Genomic DNA, 21636 nt, shown 5'->3' with positions numbered 1-21636 from the left:
TTCGTATCATTCAGTTTCAACATAATAGAACTAATTAATTATTCTGGTTTGACAGTTCCCACATAATTATAAAGCATGGATAGCGAAACACCGTACCGCTTTGCAATATCAATGACATTGATATCAGAATATTTATTCAGTGCATTAATTTCACGTACCTGCCGTTTGCCTAAAGCAGGCTTGCGCCCTCCTTTTCGAGCGCGAGCCGCAGCCAATCCTGCACGAGTGCGCTCAGAAACAGGTTTATCTCAAACTCAGCTAAGGCAGCGAAAACATGAAAGATAAGCTTCCCCGATATCGCTGCTGCTCGGGGCACGAATCCTTACACCTCACCCCGGTTCGCTCACTACCAATAGCTGCTGTCGGGCTCGGGTTGCAGCGACATAATTCTCGAACCGTTTAATAACGCACTCGGAGTTACCAAAGTCCAGAATAGCAACGGCTTTGAACTCTAGGCCTTTGATACGTTTCTTGCTGCCGAAACGCACGCCACTCTCTTCCTGCCCCGGATCAGCCTGGCGTGCTTTTAGCTCTACCGTAGCAATGCCGTTAGACTCCAGTGCATTGATGACCTTGCTATTCACCGGGGTCAGACAGATCTCATGAGTACGGATCTCACCGCTCTCGGTCAGCCCCTTTATCCACGCCAGAACAGCGCTAGCCACTTCATCATCTGTTTTACATTTGACTAGTTGTGGTTTTGGCCCGTGGAATACTGAGCGATCTCCCTGCGTAACCGCCACGTCGCCATTGAGGTCATCTACGTCAAGGCCGTCCAGTACTCCGTGAGCCCAATCACGAATTTCTTCGCTGGTACGGTAGTTGATTTTCAGACGACGGGAACGCCCTCTCACATCAATGCCCGCTCGACTCATAGGCACGGGAGTTGCGTTATAGATACGCTGGTGTCCGTCACCGACAACACAAAGAGGATCGTTCAGGTCTTTATCCATGGGGCTGATTGCTGCAACCAATCGCAATGCCTCCAGGCCGAAATCCTGAATCTCATCGACAAGAACATGCCGGTATTGCGGGAAGTCGCCACGCTCAACAATCAGGCGAGCCTGATGGATCAGCCCATCAAAGGTCAGCAACTCACGCTTGGTCAGCTGCCTGCGAACTTCAACGAATACTTTCCACACCGCTTTGCGCTGCTTTCTGCGCAGGACCTGCCGACCAGTACGCACCGCTGTCAGGTACTCCTCTTCAGTTGATATCCCCATTGGCTCGATTATCAGCTCGAACTCCTCACGCAGAAAATCAGCAGTAAACTCTTGTTCCGTTGCAGCAGGCAGCGTCATGACCTGCTTCCAAATCGACTGCAAATCATCAGGCTCTGCAATTTTGCCTTTCCAGTGGGCCCGGAAGCAGATAGTCCTGGCCAGTTGATGCAGGTTGGTTACCTCAATGCGATCACTGAAACCGGCCGCAAGCTTTTCCATCAAGCCCTTGATGGTGACTGAAAGATTGGTGGTGTAGGTGGTAATAAGGACTTTTTCATTATCCTTGCACTGCTTCGCCAACCAGGCCGCACGATGCATAACCGCTACCGTCTTGCCGGTACCAGCTGCACCAAAAATCTTCATGGGGCCTTTGGTCGACCACTCGACCAGCTTGCGTTGGTAGGGATGCAGGAAAATACGCCACTCTTCGATGTCCTCGCTGAGGATCTCACGTAAATGCTCTTCCCCCTGCACCAGCACTAGGTTCATATTGGACATATCTGCCAAGTGGCTGAAGTCACCCGGCCCAGCAGGCTTGGCAACATCATCCAAACCGCCAATCATCTCGTTTAAGGCGTCATCAAGCGCCATACCCGCAGCAACACCAAAGAGAATCTGGCTGGCCTCAGGAGGCAGATACTCTGACAAACGCTCGAAATCATCATCCGACTTCACCGCCCTCACCGCCGGAATTAAGGCGTGCGGCACACCAGCCTGAAACAACTCATCGTCAGAAAGCTTCTGCAGCACATAGGACTCAACATCGGGCACAACCGCCTCAGCAACTGGCTGCACCCGGTTGTCCCCAGCCAACAGCGAGCGCTCGGCTTCCTCAACGTCGAACACCTGCAAGGTGCCTAGTGCCAGGTGCGTCTCAAAGCGCTTGTTGGCGCACCACTGGTAGGCCTCGTCATGGTGATCAATATGCATCAGCAGGTAGGTATCCCCCTGCTCTGGCGCAATAACAATGGCGCGATAATCCAGACCAACCCGGGCACTGCGCACCTTAGAGTCTTTGGTGGCATTCACTGGCTCTAGGTGAATACTCGCCTGGGTACTGTCCTCTTCAAACTTTTGCGTCAGCTCAACGACTTTCTTTTGTACTTTCGCCGGGAGCTTGCCGAAGCCTTTGAGCACATCCCGGTGCAGCATCATTTTAGCCATGTTCAATTATCTCCATCTGACTTCGGCAACTGGTCAATGCACCACTGCTCGCCGCGCGTCTCAATATCTTTTTCAGTAATAACGCGCCATCCCGCCTGTTGCCATTTGCTGGCAAATACTGCCTGATCGCCCACCAGGATACTCACGGGAGGCGTTGACTCAGGCCAGGCCATCTCGGCAAACAGATCATCGCTTAGGTCATCACTGATGTACTCCACCTCAGGCAACAGGCAACATGCCTCAGCCATCAATTTGACCAGTCGCTCAAGGGCAGGCAGTACCTCTTCGATCACCTCCTGCCAAGACTCATCAAGGCTTTTCAGGGGGGTCAGGTCCGGCTCTGGTATTACTCCGTTCTCGTACTCAGAGGTGATAAACACCAGAGTGTTGCCAAGGAACTGAAACAGGTTGGCCATTGCATAAAAGCGGCGCCAACGGAGCTTGAAAGTCTCTACCGCAGAACGTTCAGCAGCCGAATCCCCCAGACGCAACTCAAGCTTGAGGTTGGTAAAGTCATTGACCAGCAACTCCTGCCCCAACCCATAGACCATAAAATCTTCCGTCAGCGCCAAGTTTTGCGATAACCAAACCCAGTCACCCCGGTCATCCCTACCAACTGGCGGAACAGGGTAACCATTGCGCCACATGGCAAGCTGGCTTGAAACCTTGCCGGATTCCTGCCCAATACCATTGCCAGCCAGCAGCATCAGAGAGAAACCGAGCATTTCCCTGCCGACGTACTGCCAACCCGGCGCATATGGGGTCAGCAGAAAGGCTTTCAGCTGGTCAAACGCATGACCCGTTGCAGTTCTCACTGCGGGGATTTTCACCCCACTTACCGCCTTTAAACGCGCGGGCAGGATATCGTCGGTTATACGCTGAGCCATAAAACGGAATCTCTGGCCGTTGGCTTCCGCCAGATCATCCCACCCCAGGCTCCACACCCAATAACGCTGACTCTCCAAAATGGATCTGCGCTTGAGCCAGTCATCAGCCAGCCCTGATTCAGCCTCATTCGGCTTCACATGCGGTTCAAAACCATCAAGGAAAATTGCCACCGGACGACAAATCTCGTCATCGGAAAACAACAGAAAATCGGGCTGGCACTTAACCGCAACGCCTTGGACACCGCCTAGCACTGGCTGCAATTGCAAAGACCAGATTCGCCCATCACCCAGGGTGAACTGAAAGCCTCGGCTACCGGCAATCAACTCTTCCCGCCAGTCACCCGGTTTGCCCAGCGTTTCTACCCAATGCTGCAAGGTGCTTACGAAGCGTTTTTCCAGCACACTGCCAAACAGCGCTTTTGGTTTGATGTCATCTAGCCCCTGCTTGGCCTGCCGGGTCTGTCCCGCCTCAATCAAGCGGCTGAGCAGGCGAATGCCCCTTTCGCGGCTGATGTCTGCAGCCCTATATTGCATGTGATAGGTGCGCAGGCAGCGGTAACAGCCATCGGTGTCGTCCTTGGTCTGATGCAACTCACGGCAACTGCAGCTCTCCAGGGCAACCAGGGCACGGCGCATCACATCCATCACACCCTCGCCCATGCGCTCTTGATCGTCCTGCTCCTGAAACAAGGCCTTGAGAAAGCCGGTACCACCAGGCACCGCATCCATCAGCACCAGATAATGTTGAGTCGTTCCCTCCCGCAGATTAGGAATAACCTGCTGGCGAACCATCAAATGCCCTGGGTCGCCCTGAAAGCGCAGGCGCATACCCAGGTATATGGCTGCCTCGAGTGTTGAGAGGTCTTCTGCTTCCACATCAGGTAATAACAAACGGACCGCTTCCGAGCGCAACTCCCGATACAGGAAAACACTTTCCCACCGGTATGCGTCCTCCAGCCGACCTTCACGTTTACGCCGTTGAGTTTCTCTGTGACCAGAACAGCTCCTGCGGTGGTTGACGTTGTCACGGTTCTGCCCGGATTTAGCCGCAACGCCGCAATCAGCACAAATCAGGAAGCCTTCCGATGACACCTTAACGTCCTGGCCGAAGTCCAGATCTCGGTGCTGCAACTGAAAGCCAGCATTCACCTCTCGCATCACCATAGCGGCCCGATACTCAATACCAAAAGGCACTGAATCATTACCCACAGCCCCGCTCGCCTGCTCCACGGTTTGATCGAAGGAGGTGACTAGCTGGTACATTTCGTTTTCGCGCTCATCTCCCTTATCAGCAGACAGGCTGTCGTAATACTCCATGTAGGAAATCGCCTGGGAGCGAGAAAACTCCAGAAACTGTACCTGTTGCCCCTTGTCCATCTGGCCCTGTGGTCCGTCGTAGCCACACTGCGGGCAAGCGGGTACAGCATCGGGCTGGTCCAGCTCAGCTTGTTGGCGCATGTGGCCACACTGCCCGCACACCGCCCACTTGGCAATCAGTGGCTGACTCTTTGAGCCCAGCTCCAGCTGCTGAATATCAAAGCGGTGGCTGTGGGTGTAAAAATGGTTCCAGGGTGCCAACTCACGAATAGCCGATGAGCCTGCACGCACCAGTTCAAAGGGTGGACGTACCTTGAACTCATCCTCACCCGTTTCACCTCTGGCCCTGCGGTTATAGACCGCTCCGGAAAACCGCACACCCCGCTCGGGGAAGGCATAGTTGGGCAATAGCCCGTGCTCGGTCAGCACCTCCAGCGAACTGATATCACTCAGTTTGCGCTGACGGGCACGCAGAATATTTTCCTCACGCTCGATCTCGGCCAGGTCTGCCGATTCGATCTGTTTATCAATCTTGTCCTTCTGGCTGCGCAAGCGCTTCTGTGCGTTTTGCAGCAACAGCCGTTGTTGCTGAAATTCACTGGCCGCCATCTCAATGGCCGCACGCAGGCGCTCGGTCGTGGATTCCTGCAGAAAGCGCTCGCGGGTATCTGCTTTGACGTTGTGCTCAAAGTGCTTGAGAAAAACGGTGCGCAAAACCTCTTCGTTTTCAAGCATCCAGGCAATCAAACCGGGTATGTGCCCGGCTTGGTTGTTGATCACCTCGTCGACCAGCTGATTAGCAGTGGCCGGCAGATCCGTCAGCGCGCCCTGACGCACAGCCTGATCAAAACAAAAAGCCAGATACTGGCGCACCAGCACAGCACTGGCATCAAGCCAGCAACCAGGTGGCTCGATCTCACCCGCCAGAAGTGCCTCCGGCCTGGCGTAGAAGAAAAGATCGTGCGGACGCTGATTGATAATGCTCAGCACCAACGCGGTACCGGTTTTTCGTCCGGCACGGCCGATACGCTGCAGATAACTGGCAGTAGTAGGCGGAATGGAACACAACATGGTGGTCGAGAGATCACCAATATCGATACCCATCTCCAGCGTGGACGTTGCCGTAAGCACGTTGGGGTCGTCCGCGTGGCTGCCACTGTTGAAGTTCAGTTCCAGCGCTTCACGTTCCAGGGTATCCAGCAAACCGGTGTGCTCATGGGCAAAGACTCGACGCAATGCGCCCTTCCGGTAGCGCGTTCGATAGTAAATTTCCCGCTCGTTAAGTTCAGCCGACTCATAACGACCGTGCTTATCCCGATAGGACAGGCTGGGGGCATCCTGCCACAGGGCAGCTTCCAGCTCGGGCCTGTAGAGGTGATAGCCGCTGGTCGTGCACTGCAACTTTTGCCCGGCAGGGTAAAGTCGGGCGGCTATGTCGCTGATGGCGTACCAGGCTTTGTCACCGTCTTGATGCAATCTAACCAAGAGGCCGGACTTTTCCCCGGCCGACAGGAATGCAGCAAGCAAATCCACCAAGGTTGCATCATCCACGCCTGGCAGGCCCAACACCCTTCGTGCCCAAAGCAGCTGCCATGGCAGCATCTGACCATCACGCGGCGCTACCAGCATATGGTCGTGATACTTGTCTGGCTGGGTCGCCAACAGCCGGGGCTTGTATTTACCCTGGGGGGGATAGGTTTCTCGCCCTGCCACAACCCGGCCAAACGGGAACTTGCCCCAGTAGTTTTGCTGGGCATAGCTGTGCAAATAAGCATGACGCACACCGCCCCGTTCGCGCTGGCGGTGCAGAATACCCAGCAGCCACAGACGCAAGCTTTGCTCATCTAGATCTGCAAGCAGCGGGCTGATGCGGGCAAAACGCTGGCGCAGCTCATCCAGCGCGGCATCAATCACCGCACTGTCCCACCCCAGGGTCGCGCTGGCATGCAGCTCCATGGTCCGACCATGGGTCAACATCAAACTGAATTCGCTGGTCGCCTCCCAGGTCAGACGCTCTGCAATCTCTCTGCGCAGCTTTGCAGGCGGATCCTGCAGGCTGCCATTGCGATACTCCTGGTAGGGTTCGTATTCGCGCAGGTCCGGCGGAATCAGAGTTGCCATGGCCTCTTTCAGGCTACCCGGACGCCCGGGCTTCTTTTCAGCCCAGAATGCCAGCAATCGCTCCCCCACCTCAGACAGGGGCACGCCCTCATCACCGACATCATCAATCAGATGCTGCAAGGCGGTACGCAAGGTGAAATGGTAGGTGCGCGCCGAGAAAAAACCGGCGCGATGGCTGGCATCCTGCACACTATCGGTAAAAGCCAGCAATTTGGGATCATTGTTCAGCACCGAGCCGAACACCTCATCTATTGCCACGCTGGACATGGTTGCAGCCCGACTACCAATAAACATCAGACTGTCCAGCTCTTGGCAGTGCGGGCACTTGCGTATGCCTACACGATTGCCGTTCTCGGTGGTGCGTTGTTCGTGAACCACTTTCACCATAAAGGTGGATTCATTGGTCAGAGGACAGGGGCCTGGCCCCTCTCGCAATACCAGTGAACTGGGAGCCAAATGCCAGCGCAAGCCTTCCAGTCCCTGCTGACCACCCTGCTCTACCGGGTCATCCCCCTCCAGCCAGGGGCTTAGCAATACCAGCCGCTGATCCGGATCGCGCTCAAAACCCCAGGCATCATAAATGGGTGAGGCTTCAGTGCTCAGCTGCTTTCCGCGCACACCCTGTTTGTTGATCTCGCTGTCCTTGTCGGGATCGTGCAAAGCGACCCAGGCCAGCTCACCACATTCGGTGCAGTGCACTACCGGGAGCTGATGTTTGCCTTCCGGCAAGTTGTCATCCAACCAGGTAAACACCGGCGAAGGGTTAACCAGCGAACCGATACGACGCAGTTCACGCAACCACAGCTGCACCTGGGTCGGTACCAGCGGGAAGGGTTTGCCACTCCTAAGCTCACGGGCCTGCGCTACCAGCGCCAGGAAAGCCAAAACAATCTCACCCCGCCCCTGCAAATCACCCGCTGAACGCAGGGCAAAATCATCGCGGGACAACTGACGCAGCAGCTCAAGCCAATGCACCGCATGTTCCTGGGTTGCCTTGAGCAACTGGTGAAATAGCAAATGCCGGCGCAACCACTCACCCAAGGCCACGCCCCAGAGGTCATTCTGGTTGAGACCCTCGAGTGCCGGTTTGAGCGCTGCATAGTGCGGCGTCCAGTCAGTCCAGCGCGGATCATCAGCAGTAACGGGGAAAGTCGGTCCACCAAAGCAGGGGGCCATGCGCCGTGCATACATCAGCGCATCTTCCAGATGACGTGGTTCGGCTTCATCCACACTGGGTAAAAGATCTGCTTCCAGCACCGGGGTACGCACAACCTCATCCACCCGGTAACGGTCTTCCTGGATTACCGCATCATCCGTAATTTTTTCTTCGAACAGAGTGCTGGCAAAGTCACAGAGCTTCTGTATCGGGCCCAAGGTGGTTTCATCATCCCCGCCAGCCACGGTGGCACTAGTGCCTACCATGCACAACTGGCCCTCGGGAATATCAAACCGGGCCTTGAGACGACGAATAAGACAGGCAACATCGGCCCCCTGCGCTCCGTCATAGGTGTGCAGCTCATCTAGCACCAGATACTGCAAAAGCCCAGGTTCCGCCTGGTTGTGCTGCCAGATACTCATATCCTTGGGCCGCAGCAGCAGATAATCGAGCATCTTGTAGTTGGTCAGCAGAATATCCGGCGGATTCTTCTGCATCTCAGCCCGGTTAGTAATGGAGGTGTAGGCTTGCTTACCGTCTCCGCCGGTCTGAATCACCGTGACTTCGGTGTAAGTGCCAGGCTCTGCACCTTCGTCTCTGCTGGAGTTCTGCCGCATGCGCCCGGTATACAGGCCAACCCGAATACGGGCCTTGCGCTGACCATTGAGTGCATAGCTGAGCTGGTCAGACTTGAGAATCTCTTCAGCAAAGCGCCCGGCCTGGTCTGCCGCCAGGGCATTCATCGGGTACAGCACAATAGCCTTGATGCCGTCCCGCTTGCCGGCCTGCTGCATGCGCAGGCAATGATCCAGCAAGGGGTAAAGAAAACACTCGGTCTTGCCTGAACCGGTGCCAGTGGTCACCAGAGTATGCTGTGGCAAGTGCCCATTACGTGTGGTCAGGCGCCGCCAGCTCAAAGCTTGATGCTTGAACGGGGTAAAGGGTACGTGCAGGTCAAACAGGACGGAAATATCTCCCCTTTCCTGTCTGAAAGGCCGGCGCAACTGCACCCAGGGGCCCTTGAACAAGCCCTCCTCCGGATGGTTGAAAAAAGCATCCAATGCCCGCTCTGTTGAAGCAAGGCGAAGGTTGAAGGTAGCTCCCAGGTAATGCAGTACCTGCTTTCTCACTTCCAGCGCTAGCGTTGCCGGTAGCATAGTCTTTTCCTTGTTAACGCCTATCCTGACGCTGTCTTATTTGACTTCCTGAATCTGCCTGCACTGGGCAACACAATCCCAGACGCCTACCCCGTCAACCGGCTGTTACTGATGCGTATGGCCAGATTTCACTGGCACTGGAAAACAGATCCTCCGAGCGCTGCAGAATGGTCTGTTCATTCCAGTCCGTCAGCGAATCAACCTTACCAGCAGCGGGAGCATGGAAATACCGGTTCAGGTTGAGCTTGCTGAACTTCGCGAGTTCCGGCCTTTTGTTGCTCCAGCCAGCATTGGAAAGTGACGGGTTAAGGCTGCTGGTAATCAGTGTCAGATTTCCCAGGGTATGCAAAGCCTGATTGCGCTGCAGGATAAAGCTGAGCCGTTGCTCCGGATCACTGCTGACTGCTTCTGGAATGAGCCAGTTTTCCTGCCATTTCACCGGCATGATGTGTTCAATGGTCAGCCTGGGGGGCAGCGGCAAGACTTCACTTTTCTTCACGCCCTGCGCCTGGTCAATCGCTTCAAGCACGGCACGCAACTTGTACTGCGCGAGGTTCTGGTAAGCAGACTTATGCAAGATACTCTGTCTAAACTCTTCGTCCGTGGGAAAGCGCACGCTGTCGCCGGTGTTGGACAGCAGCACCTCCTGTAGGGCCATCGCGGTGATTTCACCGCGCTTGTCCAGCGCCTTGATCACATCAACAAACAAGCGGTTGTAGTTCTTAGAGGTCATGCCGCAGAGCATTCGGCGAATCAGGAAGGACTCCAGTACAACCAGCAAGCGATCGAACTCGGCCTGCTGCTTGGGTAACAGCTGGTCACATGCCAGCAGCAACAACGGGAACACCGTTGCCGTATCTACTGCCTGCAGTCGTGAGAGAAAAACGGCCAGACGCGACCCTGCCGGCGGTACGGCAAAGGTGCGGAATGATCGGGCATAGCGAGACATGGACTGCAAATGCTCTTCGATACTGAGAGGTTGCGTCGACAACTGCACCCTCTGCTGCCGACCACTGGCAGTATCAGCATCCTCAGCGGCCTGCTCCTCAAGCGCCAGCACATACTCTTTGAATGCCTCGAACAAATGGGCACTGCGCACATCATCACGCAGCATCAGCGTCAAGTAATGCTGCAGGTACAGATCTATGCGTGGCCGTTTGATCCGCCCCTGTTTGACTTCCTTGCGCCAGAATTTGTCATCAAAGGCTTTCCAGTGTCGCTCATACAGCGGTTCAATATCCTTGCCAGCTGACTGGGCACGGCGGAATAGGTAATTCTTGATGAGGTCAGCCGGGAGCAATTGCGTGCCCCGGGCATTTAGCGTCTCGAAGATGACTTGGGATTCGTCCTCGTCATCCAGATTGATCACCACTACCTGCAGCCCGTTACCAATTACCTGCCATAGCGCTTCCAGCCGATCCTTGACCGGCATGGCTGGCGCTGAGGCTTCCTCCTGGCTCAGCTTGCCCTGCAGCCAGTCATCCAGCTTGCGATAGAAGTAGCGGTAGCCGCCCAGCACCTGATGATTCTGATCCTGCCAATCAGGCAAGTTTTCCAATTCCCGCTCAAGGCCCTCGGGCCCTTTTGCGGCATGCACCAGCTTGAACGCCTCGCGGTCATTATTGGTCGGCCAAACCTTGTAGCGCTCGTGCTCGAAATCCACTTTGCTGGCTTTGTTCGCTACGAGATCGTTGAAACGCTCGTAAAACTTTTCACTGTCATGCTGCTGGCACACATCCCGGGCGGCAATCATGAAGAGCTGCAGGGTGGTAAATCGCTGCTGACCATCAATCACCTGATGGGTCTCGATCGAGCCTGCCACATTCTTCATCTGCTCCAGCACGACCGCGCCAAGGAAGTGAGTGCGGATGCGCGTCGTGCGTAGCTGGTAATCCATCAACTCCTGAATATCTTCCCAGAGTGGAGCCCAGTTGCGCTCCACATTCCAGACATAGGGCCGCTGGAACAGCGGGATCTGGAAGGAAATGGTGCCGTCAAAAATCTGGTTCAGGTTACGGGCCTTGGCATCCATGGTCAGGCGCTCTTCTCGATAGTATTGCTTACCAGTCCCAGCCGTTCGGAGAACACTCGGTAGGCAGTACGGTAATCCTCTATCCGGTCAACTCTGGTGAAGGGCGGATAGAAAGTTCGAGTAACAGTTTGGTTGCCGTTGTCGATTTCCCAGCTGACATTCAGCGGAGAGGTACCATCATGGTTTGCTCTAGCCGCACGCAGATCTGTGCCCCCAGAGTCCTTCCGCGCTGTATTAGGCAAGCGCTGGCCACGGCTGTCGTACTCGTCAACCTCCTCATAGGACTTCATTACAGGGAACTGAACAGAATAGATCTGGATAAGCTCCTCTTCTGCCAGTTCGAGATCAAGCGCGCAGAGCACATCAATTTCAATCTGGGCTAAATGCCGCTGCATATCATTGCGAAGAGTTCCGCGCTTTTCTATCGAGAAATCAGTACCATCAAAAGCACTAGTCAGAAGTCCAAAGCCATCGACATCAAGTTTTATATCATTGTAAAAAACATCGAACTGACTCGACACACACTGTAGTGCGAGTGTTCTTGCCACGATTGCATCGGAAAGCTTCCTGCTGCTCGGTAAAATAAGGCTTGCCAAATCAGAGTTATGGACATGTCCACGGCCTTTCATTTTTACATAGAAGTCCGAAACAACCGACGAACAAAACCCTGCAAACACAAGTAACTTATACTGATCAAACATAGCCACCACTCTTGCTGTGTTAATAGCAGAAGCGCCAGGTGGCATTAGTGCCCCCATCAACGTTCGTTCATTTGATGGCTGACACATATCCCTCACCATAAAGCGAGGGTAAGCAGTCAAGGGTTTGGGCAGCCGTTTTTTCTGGTCCTCGCTAGGCTTTATCTGCTCAAGCCTTGAAACCGAAAACAGCTCCATGAACTCTCGGCTATTGCACTCCAGTCCATTATTTTTTAGCCAATACACGGCACCTTCGATGTCACCATCCCAATGGCAGAAAAAACCAAACCGTCTTGCTGTTTTTGCCCCAGGGTTGATGCAATCTACTCCATAGCGAATGAGTGGCTCGCCGAGTAAGGTTTCATATGCTGCCACCTCATCATCGGCAACCGGCCAAAAACCGGGCTTCCAAAAATTGTCATTTTTGACAGGTTTTTGTGGCTTTGGCCATTCGGGGATCGCATTGAAAAAGGCGGAAAGGTCGCCATACTCATCGCCCGGGCGATAAACAGCACGGGGCAAGTAGTCGCTGTGGATGTTCCCGAGATCGACAACATCGTAATCACTTTTTTCCTTGCAAACTGAGCGCGCCGTCTTGGTGAAAGGGTTACCAACATAAAAATGGGGGCCTGAAATCACCCACTCATCGGCACTCTGAGGTTGAAAGCTTGGGCTTTCCATTCGGGTAATAATTCCATCCCGTTGCCCATAAGTTTCATCGATCATCACAGTAGCGTGATATTCATCCTGAAGATCACCTAGCCGAACTGGAGCATTTGCAAACTTTTCCAGCACCTTCAAAACTTGCTGGCTATGCACCTGTGGAAGTCGAGCCCGATTACAGGGCGTTCCTTCTTCATCCAAGAGTTTTGCAAAAAGCTCCAGCTCCCGACTTGTTATGAACAGCTGTCTTTTTGGATGCCCCCGCATCTCCCATTTACCAAATTCATCCTTCAATGCCGGTACTTGATAGTCCGCGCTCACCAGGTCTTCGCACTGTAAAATTGCGCGAGGATGAAAAATATTACTGATCGATTTAAAGGATATTTCTGACTTCGGAGTGGAAGTTAAAGTCATACAGAAAACTTTGGCTGACCCTACATCCGCAAACAATGGAAGCCAGTTCTGATATTGATAGGTGGCACGCAGTCTCGGGTATAGCGCCTCTCTGAAATCTCCGCCTTTTGCATCATCAAAAATCGCGTATTCGTGGTAAAAACCAACCATCGCGCCCTCAGCGATCAGGTCCCAACTCCTTTCGATAAAATTCTTGTAGAGGTTAGTCTGCACACCGGCTAGTGCAGGGTAGAAGGTGGCATCATTTAGGAAGACGTTGATACCCTCGCCCTGCTCAAAAGCACGTTTGTAAATTTGCAGTCGCTCTGAGTGCTGCAACAAATTCGAACGCTCACGGTTGTAAGTGGCCGACCTGGCATCACGCACCCCCAAAAGCGGCTCAAACTCGCTTAGTAAAGGCGCATCACTCCACGTCACTTTAAGCCAAGGCGGGTTGCCAAACATCAGATCAAAGCCCCCAGGCTCTGGCCTACCAGTCACCTTTGGCCCGAGGATCTCGGTAAAAATAAGCTCCCAATGATGGAAGTTCTGATCTGCACTGGTATGGCGCCCGACACCAAACCAAGGCACCAGTTCGCTGAGATGGGTCGCATCGGGCAGATGCTGCTGACTGGCCTGGAACAAGTCTTCTAGGCGGATGGCCACACCCAGCTGAATATCCAGCATGGCGCGGGTGGCAGGATCGTCGGTGCCCTGACCAAGCAGCACTTCAGCAGCGGCCAGCCAGGCCTGCCTGCTAGGCAGGTCTGAAGCCCGGTCCAGGGGCCAGAAATAGAAGCTGCACCAGCTGTCCATCAACAGACGCAGGCGCTGGAAAGCACCCGATTCCGCTTCCAACGTGGCCTTGATTTGCTCCTGGCGTTTGAGACTGGGACTGGGGCTGGTGGCTTTCAAGTCGTTCTGGGTGATGGGCCATACACTAGCGGTACAGGCGGTATTGGCTAGTGCCTTATGGCGTTCGGCAGCGTAGTCGGCCCAGAGCGCATCTATGCGCTCACTCAGATGTTCTAGCCGGGCAACCTCTTCCGGCGAATGCTTCTGTTTGACATGGCTATTCCGCCACAACTTGATCTGTTCGCATTCCTTGGGCCAATGACTTTTCATCAGGCTGTCATTGGCCGCGGGGGCCATATCTTCGTCCCACACCAGGAAGTGATAGACCTCACCGGGCTGGCGAGCCTCGCCAGGCTTGAGCTGTCGTGGTGCCTGGGCGTTCTTGCCATAGAACAGACCGCGCAGCAGCTGCTGTTTGCTCCAAACACTGCGACGGGCGCCGATCAGGCTGTTACCGGCACGCAGACGCAGGCCAAACCAGGGTGTGGCAGCCGGGCGGTAAAGCGGCTGACTGTCCGCGTCACCGGGGTTCAGAGTGATCCGGTGAATGGTGGACAACCACAATGAGAGCGCACCCAGTTCCACAGCGACTGGATTGAGATCCACACCGTATACGTTGTGCACAGCGATGTAATGGCGGGTACGGCGCAGCTCATCCTCATACTCACTGGGGTCGATACTGCGACCAAGCTGCTTCTGCTTGAGAGTCAGGTATCGACGCGACAACTGGTCAGTAGCTTCGACCAGAAAGGCCGCCGACCCCATAGCCGGCTCACAGATTTTGAGCCTGAGGATTTCGTCCGCCTGCTCCGCACCAAAATCCTTGAGCCGTTCCTTGAGCGCTTCTTCCACAAGCGTGCGGGTAAGCACTTCCGGGGTGTAATAGGAAGCGCTGCTGACCCTGTCCACACCGTTCAGGTGCAAGATAAATGAACCCGGATTGTAATACCGTGTCTGTTTGGTCCGATGCTCCAACACTATTTCGCCTGGTTTGAACTCGCTTTCCCGGGTTGCCGGCACGAACCAGGTCGGCACCTTGGCGTCGATGTCATTGTCCAGCATGGGCTTGCCGTTTTTGGCCTTCTGGTACACCTGGATCAACTTTTCATCCGCAAAAAAACCGCGGTATGAGAGCAAACCTTCATACACCGAACCCAGCTGAACAATGCCCAGTTCGGCGTAGTTGATGCGACCAATGCGCTTGCTCTGTTGTGAGGTACCCAGGCTGAGGCAGCGCACGACCCGGTGCAGCACCCGATTAGGCAGTTTGACTCGGCTGAGCAGTGGCGTGGCCAGGGGATCGAATAGGGACGCTGTCAGGGGCTGGATGGCAAATACCTTGCCGGGTGTATAACGGCTGCGACCGCCTGAACTGCTCCCGGCCAGCGACAATTGCTCACCGGCAGGATTGCCAAACAGGCTGTCCTGCTTGGGCAGACGACCAAACTCCGCAAATTCGGGCTCTTCCGCTTCCAGACCGTCGTGTGCCGGATCAAAGCCCTCATAGATAAGCTGGAACAAGCGGTTCAGGTGTTCGGCTATATAGGTGCCCTGCTCCGTGGTCGTCCCCGGCTCGTTGGCATCCACCAAATCGCGCAAGGCTTCCAGGCTGTAACCCAGCCGGTAGACATCGTCGGTGATCGGCAGAATACCCAGATCACCACCACGGGCCTCGGCATACAGGCAGAACAGCAAGCGGTAGACATAGATGAGTGCATCATGGCGCAACTGATCGGCCGTGATCTCGCGGCTTCCGTCGGCCAATGCGGATTCACGCTCACTGAGCTGGCGGTAACCCAGATTGGCCTGACGTCTGGCATCTACCCAGCCATTGGCAATGGCCTGGATGGCCTCGCGAACCGCGCTCTGGAGTTGTTCCGATACGCCGTGGGTGCTTTTAAGGCTGCCTTCGCGCAGACGTTCGTGCAGCACCTCATCGGATTCACCCTGTGGCACCAGAGCCTCGCATGAGACCAAGGCGCAGATGGCGTCAAAGGTATCCTTCTGGTTGCGGCCATAGGCCTCATCCATATCGATCCACAGGTACCGCCCTTGGACGTAGGTATGGCTGTCCAACAGATAGATACGGCTCCCGGCCAGCAGCATCACCCAGCGCGGGGCGTCCTCCTGTTTGAGCAGCAGGGCGATGGCTTTTTCCCAGCTGGCTTGCAGGGTGGGCAGGCCGTCAACCAGCTTGCTGGTGGGCAGCACCTCCTGCTCCAGCGGCTCTTCATCATTCTCGCCATCTGAGAGGCAGAACGGCGCCTGGGCGATTACCAGCCAGGGCCGGTTATGCCGGTTGAGGCGATGCAATACCGGCAGCTGACGCCGCTCGCTGGACAGCTCCAAAGCAAAGGGCTGCGGCTGGTAGCCCAGAGCATGCAGCAAGGCCGGGTGCCAGGCATCAATCGCAGCGTTGGCTGCCCTTGCGCGCAGCAGCGGCTCGGGGTAGTCCAGCGCCTCGGTCTTGGCTTTGAAGTAGCTTGTGGAAAGGGCAGCCAGCTTGCGAGGGGCCGACTGGCTGCCGGCTTCCTTCCAGGCTTTGGACTGCGCGGCAATGTCTTTGGCGAAGCCGTTCTTGTCGGCCAGGTAGTGGGCGGCATAGTAGTCACCCACGTTCTTGATTGCGTTATCCAAAGCCATTATTGAACCCCTTCCACAACCAACACCAGGCGTGTAGTGGCTTCATCCGTCGCCCGGTAGTGGGTCATTTCCCAGTTTTCCTTGCGGTCGTCCAGGTACTTTTCCATTTCTTCACGTTTCTGCCTGAGCTGGGTGGCGCGCTTGCCTTCAGGCGGTAACCCGGCCAACTGTCCATCAATACGTTCAGCCCAGCGGGCAAACCAGTGCTCCAGGCGTTTGTTCTCTTCGTCCAGGCGCGGACGGATTTCAGCGCGGCGCAGATCCTTGAGCTTGCGCATGTGGTGCAGGCTCTGGTCTACCGCGGAGGAAAGGAAGCTTTTGAGCAAATGTTCAGGCAGATTGCCGCGCTTGCCGCTGTTGGTGAGTTTGTTGAAGTCGACCTCCGCCAGCGCTTCTTTGAGCGGGCGGATCTGGAATTGACCGCCCTTGCGGAAGGATACGCCATGGGGGTCGACAATCAGCGGCGTGCCGGCGCGGGAGCTGACCTGACCGATAAAGCAGAACAGCAGCTCGCCGGGCTGCAGGAAGGGTGAGCTGATGAGCGGCGCTTCCCCCCGCTGCTGCAGCATCATCAGTCGCTCAGCCAGCCACTGCATGACTGGGTGCTGCTCTGTCAGCAGTAGCTCGCGTGACCACTGGCCCTTGTGCGCCAGTGCAGCCTGGATAGCGTTGTTGACCCGTTTGGGGCTGGCGGTGAGGTAGAGTTGCTGATCCTCTGGCCAAGCTTCTTCGGGCATGGCTGAGGCACCATAGACCATTTCGCTTTCAACCCAGGGCGCCCCCAGGCGACGCGCCAGTTCTTTTGGCGGAGTGAAAATAAACTGTTCTGCGGTTTTTTCCAGCGGGTGCCAGTCGTTGCCACCGACCTGAGTCTTCAGTATCCGGTAGCCCTGCTCAAAGAATTCGCTGTTGGAGAGCAGACGAATGCGGGAGTTGTCCTTGATGCCTTCAGCATCGAGTGCCATCTCGGCTGGCTGGCTGCCATCCCCTAGCAGGAAGTCGAGTAAGTTCTCATGACCCTGTTGATTGGCTGACTTGAGAAGTGACTCCAGCTCGCTAGTCTCCCCACTGCTTTTCTCCATACGATCAAGCAGTGCCCTGTCACCCTGCACCAGACTTTCACCAATGACTTCTTCTTCACGCTTGGCGTCATACAGCTTGAGCACGCTCTCTCCGGTGCGGGTGGAGCGGTTGATTTCTTCCACCTTGCGGACCAGGCGCCCGAAAATCTCGCTATCCCCTTCCAGCAAACCCTCACGGGTTTCCACCATGAGATAGCGGATCACGGGTGAGTGTTTCTGGCCAAATCGGTCGATACGGCCATTGCGCTGGATAAGGGTGATGATCGACCAAGGCAGATCATAGTGAATGATGTGATGGCACTGGTGATGCAGGTTCACGCCTTCTGATGCCACATCAGTAGCCAGCAGCAGGCGCATCGGACTGGTGCCCGTACCGAATGACTCAACCACCTCAGCCAGAGTCGCATCAGACATACCGCCGTGTATGGCAGCAATGACTTGGCCGGCCTGCTTTTCCTGCTTGTCGCTGAAAGCCAAGCTAAAGTGTTTGGCCAGCGCTGGTGCCAGAAACTCTTGGGTAACCCGGCTTTCCGTAAACATAAGTAGTCGCGGGCTCTTGGCTGTGCCATCCCAGCCCATGGCTTCCAGCTGCTGGATCAGCAGAGCAAAACGTGCGCTGGTTTCAAGCTTGAGCGGCTGAAGCTGACTTATCAGCAATTTCAGCTCGTCCACTTCGCGGGAGCCGGGATCATTGGACTGCAACTGTGTCAGTCGCTTGCGCGCGGTGGAAAGACAAGCCTCCGGGCTGGACAAGAAGGCCTTGTACATACCCCAACTGACGATGGCCTGGGTATCGATCTGCTTGTCCCGTACCAGCTGCCGGATATGCGCGAGCTGGTGGTAGGCACTCTCCTCAGCTTCTGTGGCCCTGACGGTGGTTTGTTCGAGCGGTATCACTTCCCGATCAGAGAAGTTGTCTCCGGCCTCGGCTCTGACGTCCTCCTTGAAACGCATCAGGAAGAAGGGGGCGATGTCTGCGGCTTCATATTCCTGCAGCTTCGGGTCGGGAACAGCTGAGGGGTCAAGCAGACTGATGAGGCGCCCGAAGGTTTCCCGCTTGCCGTTATGGGGCGTGGCCGTAGTAAGAATCATGCTGTTGGCTCGGCGCGAGAGACGACGGGCCAGTCGGTAGCTGAGGTGCTTTTCAGGGTTGCCACCACCGGACACGTTATGGGCCTCATCGATGACGACCACATCCCAGCGGGTGTTTTCCAGGAAATGGGCGTAACGGCCAATGTCCTTGAGGGTGTCAATCGACATGATGATGCGGTGATAAACCTCGAAGGGGTTTTTCGAGGCGGGAATTTTCAACTGCAGCTTGGATAAAGCAGCAGAGTCCATGCGCACCAGCGGCAAGGCAAAGCGATTCCACAGTTCAGCCTGAAACTGGGTGAGCATGGACTTTTTGGCGAGCACCAGAATGCGCCCTGCCTGCCCGCGGCGAATCAGCTCGCTGAGGATCATGCCGACTTCGATTGTTTTACCCAAACCGACCTGATCAGCCAGCAACAGACGCGGCCGCATCTGCTTGAGGGCGCGGTGAACTGCCTCTTTCTGATAGTCCATGGGGGTAAATGCCCCCATGTCATCCACATGCGGCTCTGGATCGGTTAACGGCATTTGGCGCAGCTGCGCCTCAAGGAACAGCCGTGACCGGGAATAACCGTTGGAGTCGTCACGGATAAGTTCAGTCTTACGCGGATCCACTTCACGCAGCGTATCGAGCTGGGTCAGGAAGGCCGCTTCATGCCCACGATTGAGATCATCAACACCTGAGCAGAACACGATCTGATGCTGACTGCTGCCAGCGGCGTCCACCCGGGTTACCAACCATTCTGCATTACGGCATTCAACACGCATGCCGGGAGTGAACACTGTCAATTGGTTTGTCCTTATCCGGGTTAGCCATGGCTAACCTTCAATTCACGGTAAATAAAAGCCTTTCAGTCGATTGCCCATCACTCGCATTGCCTTCAGGTACCGGCAACAACATTTTGGCTACGCTCGCCGACAGCCAACCCGCTGAGCTAAATGCGGGAGAAGACGGAATCGATCGCAACCCCGAAGAAATCAGCTTTGTAGTAACTCAGCCTCTACGGCGAACGCGTCAGCCACGCTCATGCCGTTAACGATGTTTTCGATGATGGTCTCACGAAGATCCCTGATGGTACTGGGATAGCTGGCGCGATTGCCAAAATAGTGCTCGGACATTAGCCGCGTTGCCTCCTCGCGCTTGAGTCGCCTGAGAGGGGTAACCGCCTTCTCACTCTGCTTGCCGTATAGGTTGAAGTCGCGGTCAACGGTTGACCAATCAAACTCAAATCAACGCTGCTGTTCAGCCTCACAATCGTGTTGCCACATGGCGCTGCCAGGGTACTTATCCGTCTTGCTGACTATCACCAACGTCAGACGCGGCAACTCACGCTCCTCTACAAAATCGTATATAACCCAGAGAATTCGTCCCACACGAACTGGAATGAGGTTGGCGACCCGCTGATCATCGGAATAGCGAGCCTGGGCACGGTCGATCAGTTCCGAGTAGGTAAGCAGAGCATTGCTCGCGGCCACGTCTATAACCAAGGGGTAAAGCAGGCGTGCAAGCTGAACATCTAAAAGGGTTCTAGCCATATGGGACTCCAGCTAATGAGCGTTCGGACTTCCGATGTCTTTGTGGGCGCGAAGCGTCCACGCCCTTAGGGCTGACCGTTGTAATGAGAGAGCTCTAAAGCAAGTGCGCTGGTAATTCCCCCATTTTTAGTGTTCGGCGGAAGTATAGGTCAGCTGATGTAGCTCCATTTTTGCAGGTGATGCAGCGACGCCCGTGAAGCAAAAGGTTGCTTGCTACGAAGGCTCATAAGATGGCGGCGAGTCAGGTTACCGCGAGTCCATAGCCGGGGTTAAGGCGACTGAAATCGAAGGGGTGCGGCGATGCAAGCCGGTGCTCAACACTCAGCAAGTCGAGATCAATCAACTGGTGCAACGCGCCACCATGGAGCAACCGCAGCACCTCCGCAAGAGCCAAGGTTGCCGCGACAGCTCCGACGAAAGGTGCTCCCACCGCCTTTCCGGCCAGCAGGGTGACGCCGCAGCGGTCGAGTTGGCCATCCTCAAACATCTTCGCGTAAGCGGCGCGGTCCTCTACCTTATCGTCCCTCTTACCGACCTTCCAGATCTCGGCCGCCGGACGGGGGCTGGGCAGGACGTGAAGCCGTATGGTTCGGAAGTCACGATGGCCGCGGCCGAGCCCGGCCTCAACGACGAGATCGAACCCAACCAGATCGAGAGCGCGTCGACCGAGCGCATTGTCGAGCCCGCACAATGCCACCGTAGGCTCATCGGCCTGCCTCGTGAAGCCGGAGTCAAACAGTCGCTCGTGGATGACGGCCGTGAACCCGCGCCGTTCGGCCCACGCCGCCATGGCGCGAGTCTTCTTCACGCCCAGGATCGAAGCGTCAGTGAGAATCGACGTGCTTTCCGTGGACGGGGTAATCACGTCCACGTCCTGCATCACCAAAGAAACATCGCCCGGATCCGCATAAGGCAGGAGCCCTAAACCCCACAGATAGGCTTGCCCGAGATGCCCCAGGCCAATCAACCACAAACGAGACGGAAGATAGGCCAACTGTGGTTCGTTAGAGTCACCCGTTAGCCAGTCTGCTTGCGCCTCGGGCCTCCAGAGGGACACGCCGATGGGCCGGTGCCCCGCCACCGGTACTCCGCCGTTGACGAAGAGGAAGGCCTCGTTGATCGCCAGGGCTGCAGCCAGCATTGCGGCCAGAGGCATTTCAGGTCCAGGTTCCGGAGCAAGTTCGGAGTGGATCGGCAGGATTCCGCCGCGCCATCCGCCGACCGCGGTCCTGACGCAGAAACCGGGGCGCCGCAGTCGGGCGCCCCCGCCGATGACGATGGTCGGCGTTCCATCTGCGGCGGACGCGACTGCCCCCCCTAGCGCTATCACCGCTTCACGCAATGTGGCGCCCAGTGGCATCGGCACGGTCAACGGCACATCAAGTGTGCCCTCGACCATCACGCCGCCTAGGAACACGCGCCGGCCGAGGGCTACGGCCGTTAAGAGAGCCGCTTGACTCAGGGGATTCGTTGCTTCGGTTTGATCGATAATGAGCGCGAGGCAATAGCCCTGAAACAGGGCCTCGGCTTCGGCGAGACTTTGGGCAGCGCCACTGTCTAGCGCTTGCTTGACCAGACGGTGCAGCTTCTCGGAGGGGTCGAAGGTGATCATGGCGG

Annotated in this window: 8 protein-coding genes and 1 pseudogene; all 9 read right to left on the bottom strand. The window is 55.9% G+C overall.

Annotated features, from left to right (window positions below):
• Positions 1-38 precede the first annotated feature (38 nt).
• Positions 39-295, bottom strand: a pseudogene (locus G9C89_RS25120) (recombinase family protein); the annotation flags it as partial.
• 34 nt (positions 296-329) lie between these two features.
• Entirely contained in the window at positions 330-2387 is a 2058-nt protein-coding gene (locus G9C89_RS06760) for a UvrD-helicase domain-containing protein (protein ID WP_172146577.1), read from the bottom strand.
• Between the two features lie 2 nt (positions 2388-2389).
• Positions 2390-9025: a DEAD/DEAH box helicase gene (locus G9C89_RS06755; protein ID WP_172146575.1), complete on the bottom strand. Its 6636-nt coding sequence runs from the start codon at positions 9023-9025 to the stop codon at positions 2390-2392.
• A 94-nt stretch (positions 9026-9119) separates the two neighbouring features.
• Entirely contained in the window at positions 9120-11057 is a 1938-nt protein-coding gene (locus G9C89_RS06750; RefSeq protein WP_172146573.1) for a DUF262 domain-containing protein, read from the bottom strand.
• 2 nt (positions 11058-11059) lie between these two features.
• Positions 11060-16309 carry a hypothetical protein gene (locus G9C89_RS06745; RefSeq protein WP_178115480.1) on the bottom strand — a complete coding sequence of 1750 codons (5250 nt, stop codon included), beginning with the start codon at positions 16307-16309 and terminating at the stop codon, positions 11060-11062.
• Complete coding sequence (locus tag G9C89_RS06740; protein ID WP_315852806.1) at positions 16309-19266, bottom strand: DEAD/DEAH box helicase; 2958 nt, start codon at positions 19264-19266, stop codon at positions 16309-16311. Before G9C89_RS06740 ends, G9C89_RS06745 begins: the two co-directional genes overlap by 1 nt.
• Before the next feature lie 195 nt (positions 19267-19461).
• Positions 19462-19602 carry a hypothetical protein gene (locus G9C89_RS06735; protein WP_172146571.1) on the bottom strand — a complete coding sequence of 47 codons (141 nt, stop codon included), beginning with the start codon at positions 19600-19602 and terminating at the stop codon, positions 19462-19464.
• Between the two features lie 111 nt (positions 19603-19713).
• Positions 19714-20019: a hypothetical protein gene (locus G9C89_RS06730; RefSeq protein ID WP_172146569.1), complete on the bottom strand. Its 306-nt coding sequence runs from the start codon at positions 20017-20019 to the stop codon at positions 19714-19716.
• Between the two features lie 241 nt (positions 20020-20260).
• Positions 20261-21631, bottom strand: coding sequence for a thiamine biosynthesis protein ThiF (locus tag G9C89_RS06725; RefSeq protein WP_172146567.1), 1371 nt, complete (start codon positions 21629-21631; stop codon positions 20261-20263).
• Between the last annotated feature and the right edge of the window lie 5 nt (positions 21632-21636).

Source organism: Pseudomonas tumuqii, from assembly GCF_013184545.1.
GTDB classification, from domain to species: Bacteria; Pseudomonadota; Gammaproteobacteria; order Pseudomonadales; family Pseudomonadaceae; genus Aquipseudomonas; species Aquipseudomonas tumuqii.
The sequence above is the reverse complement of the archived record's forward strand: the minus strand, read 5'-3'. Positions and strand labels throughout refer to the sequence as shown.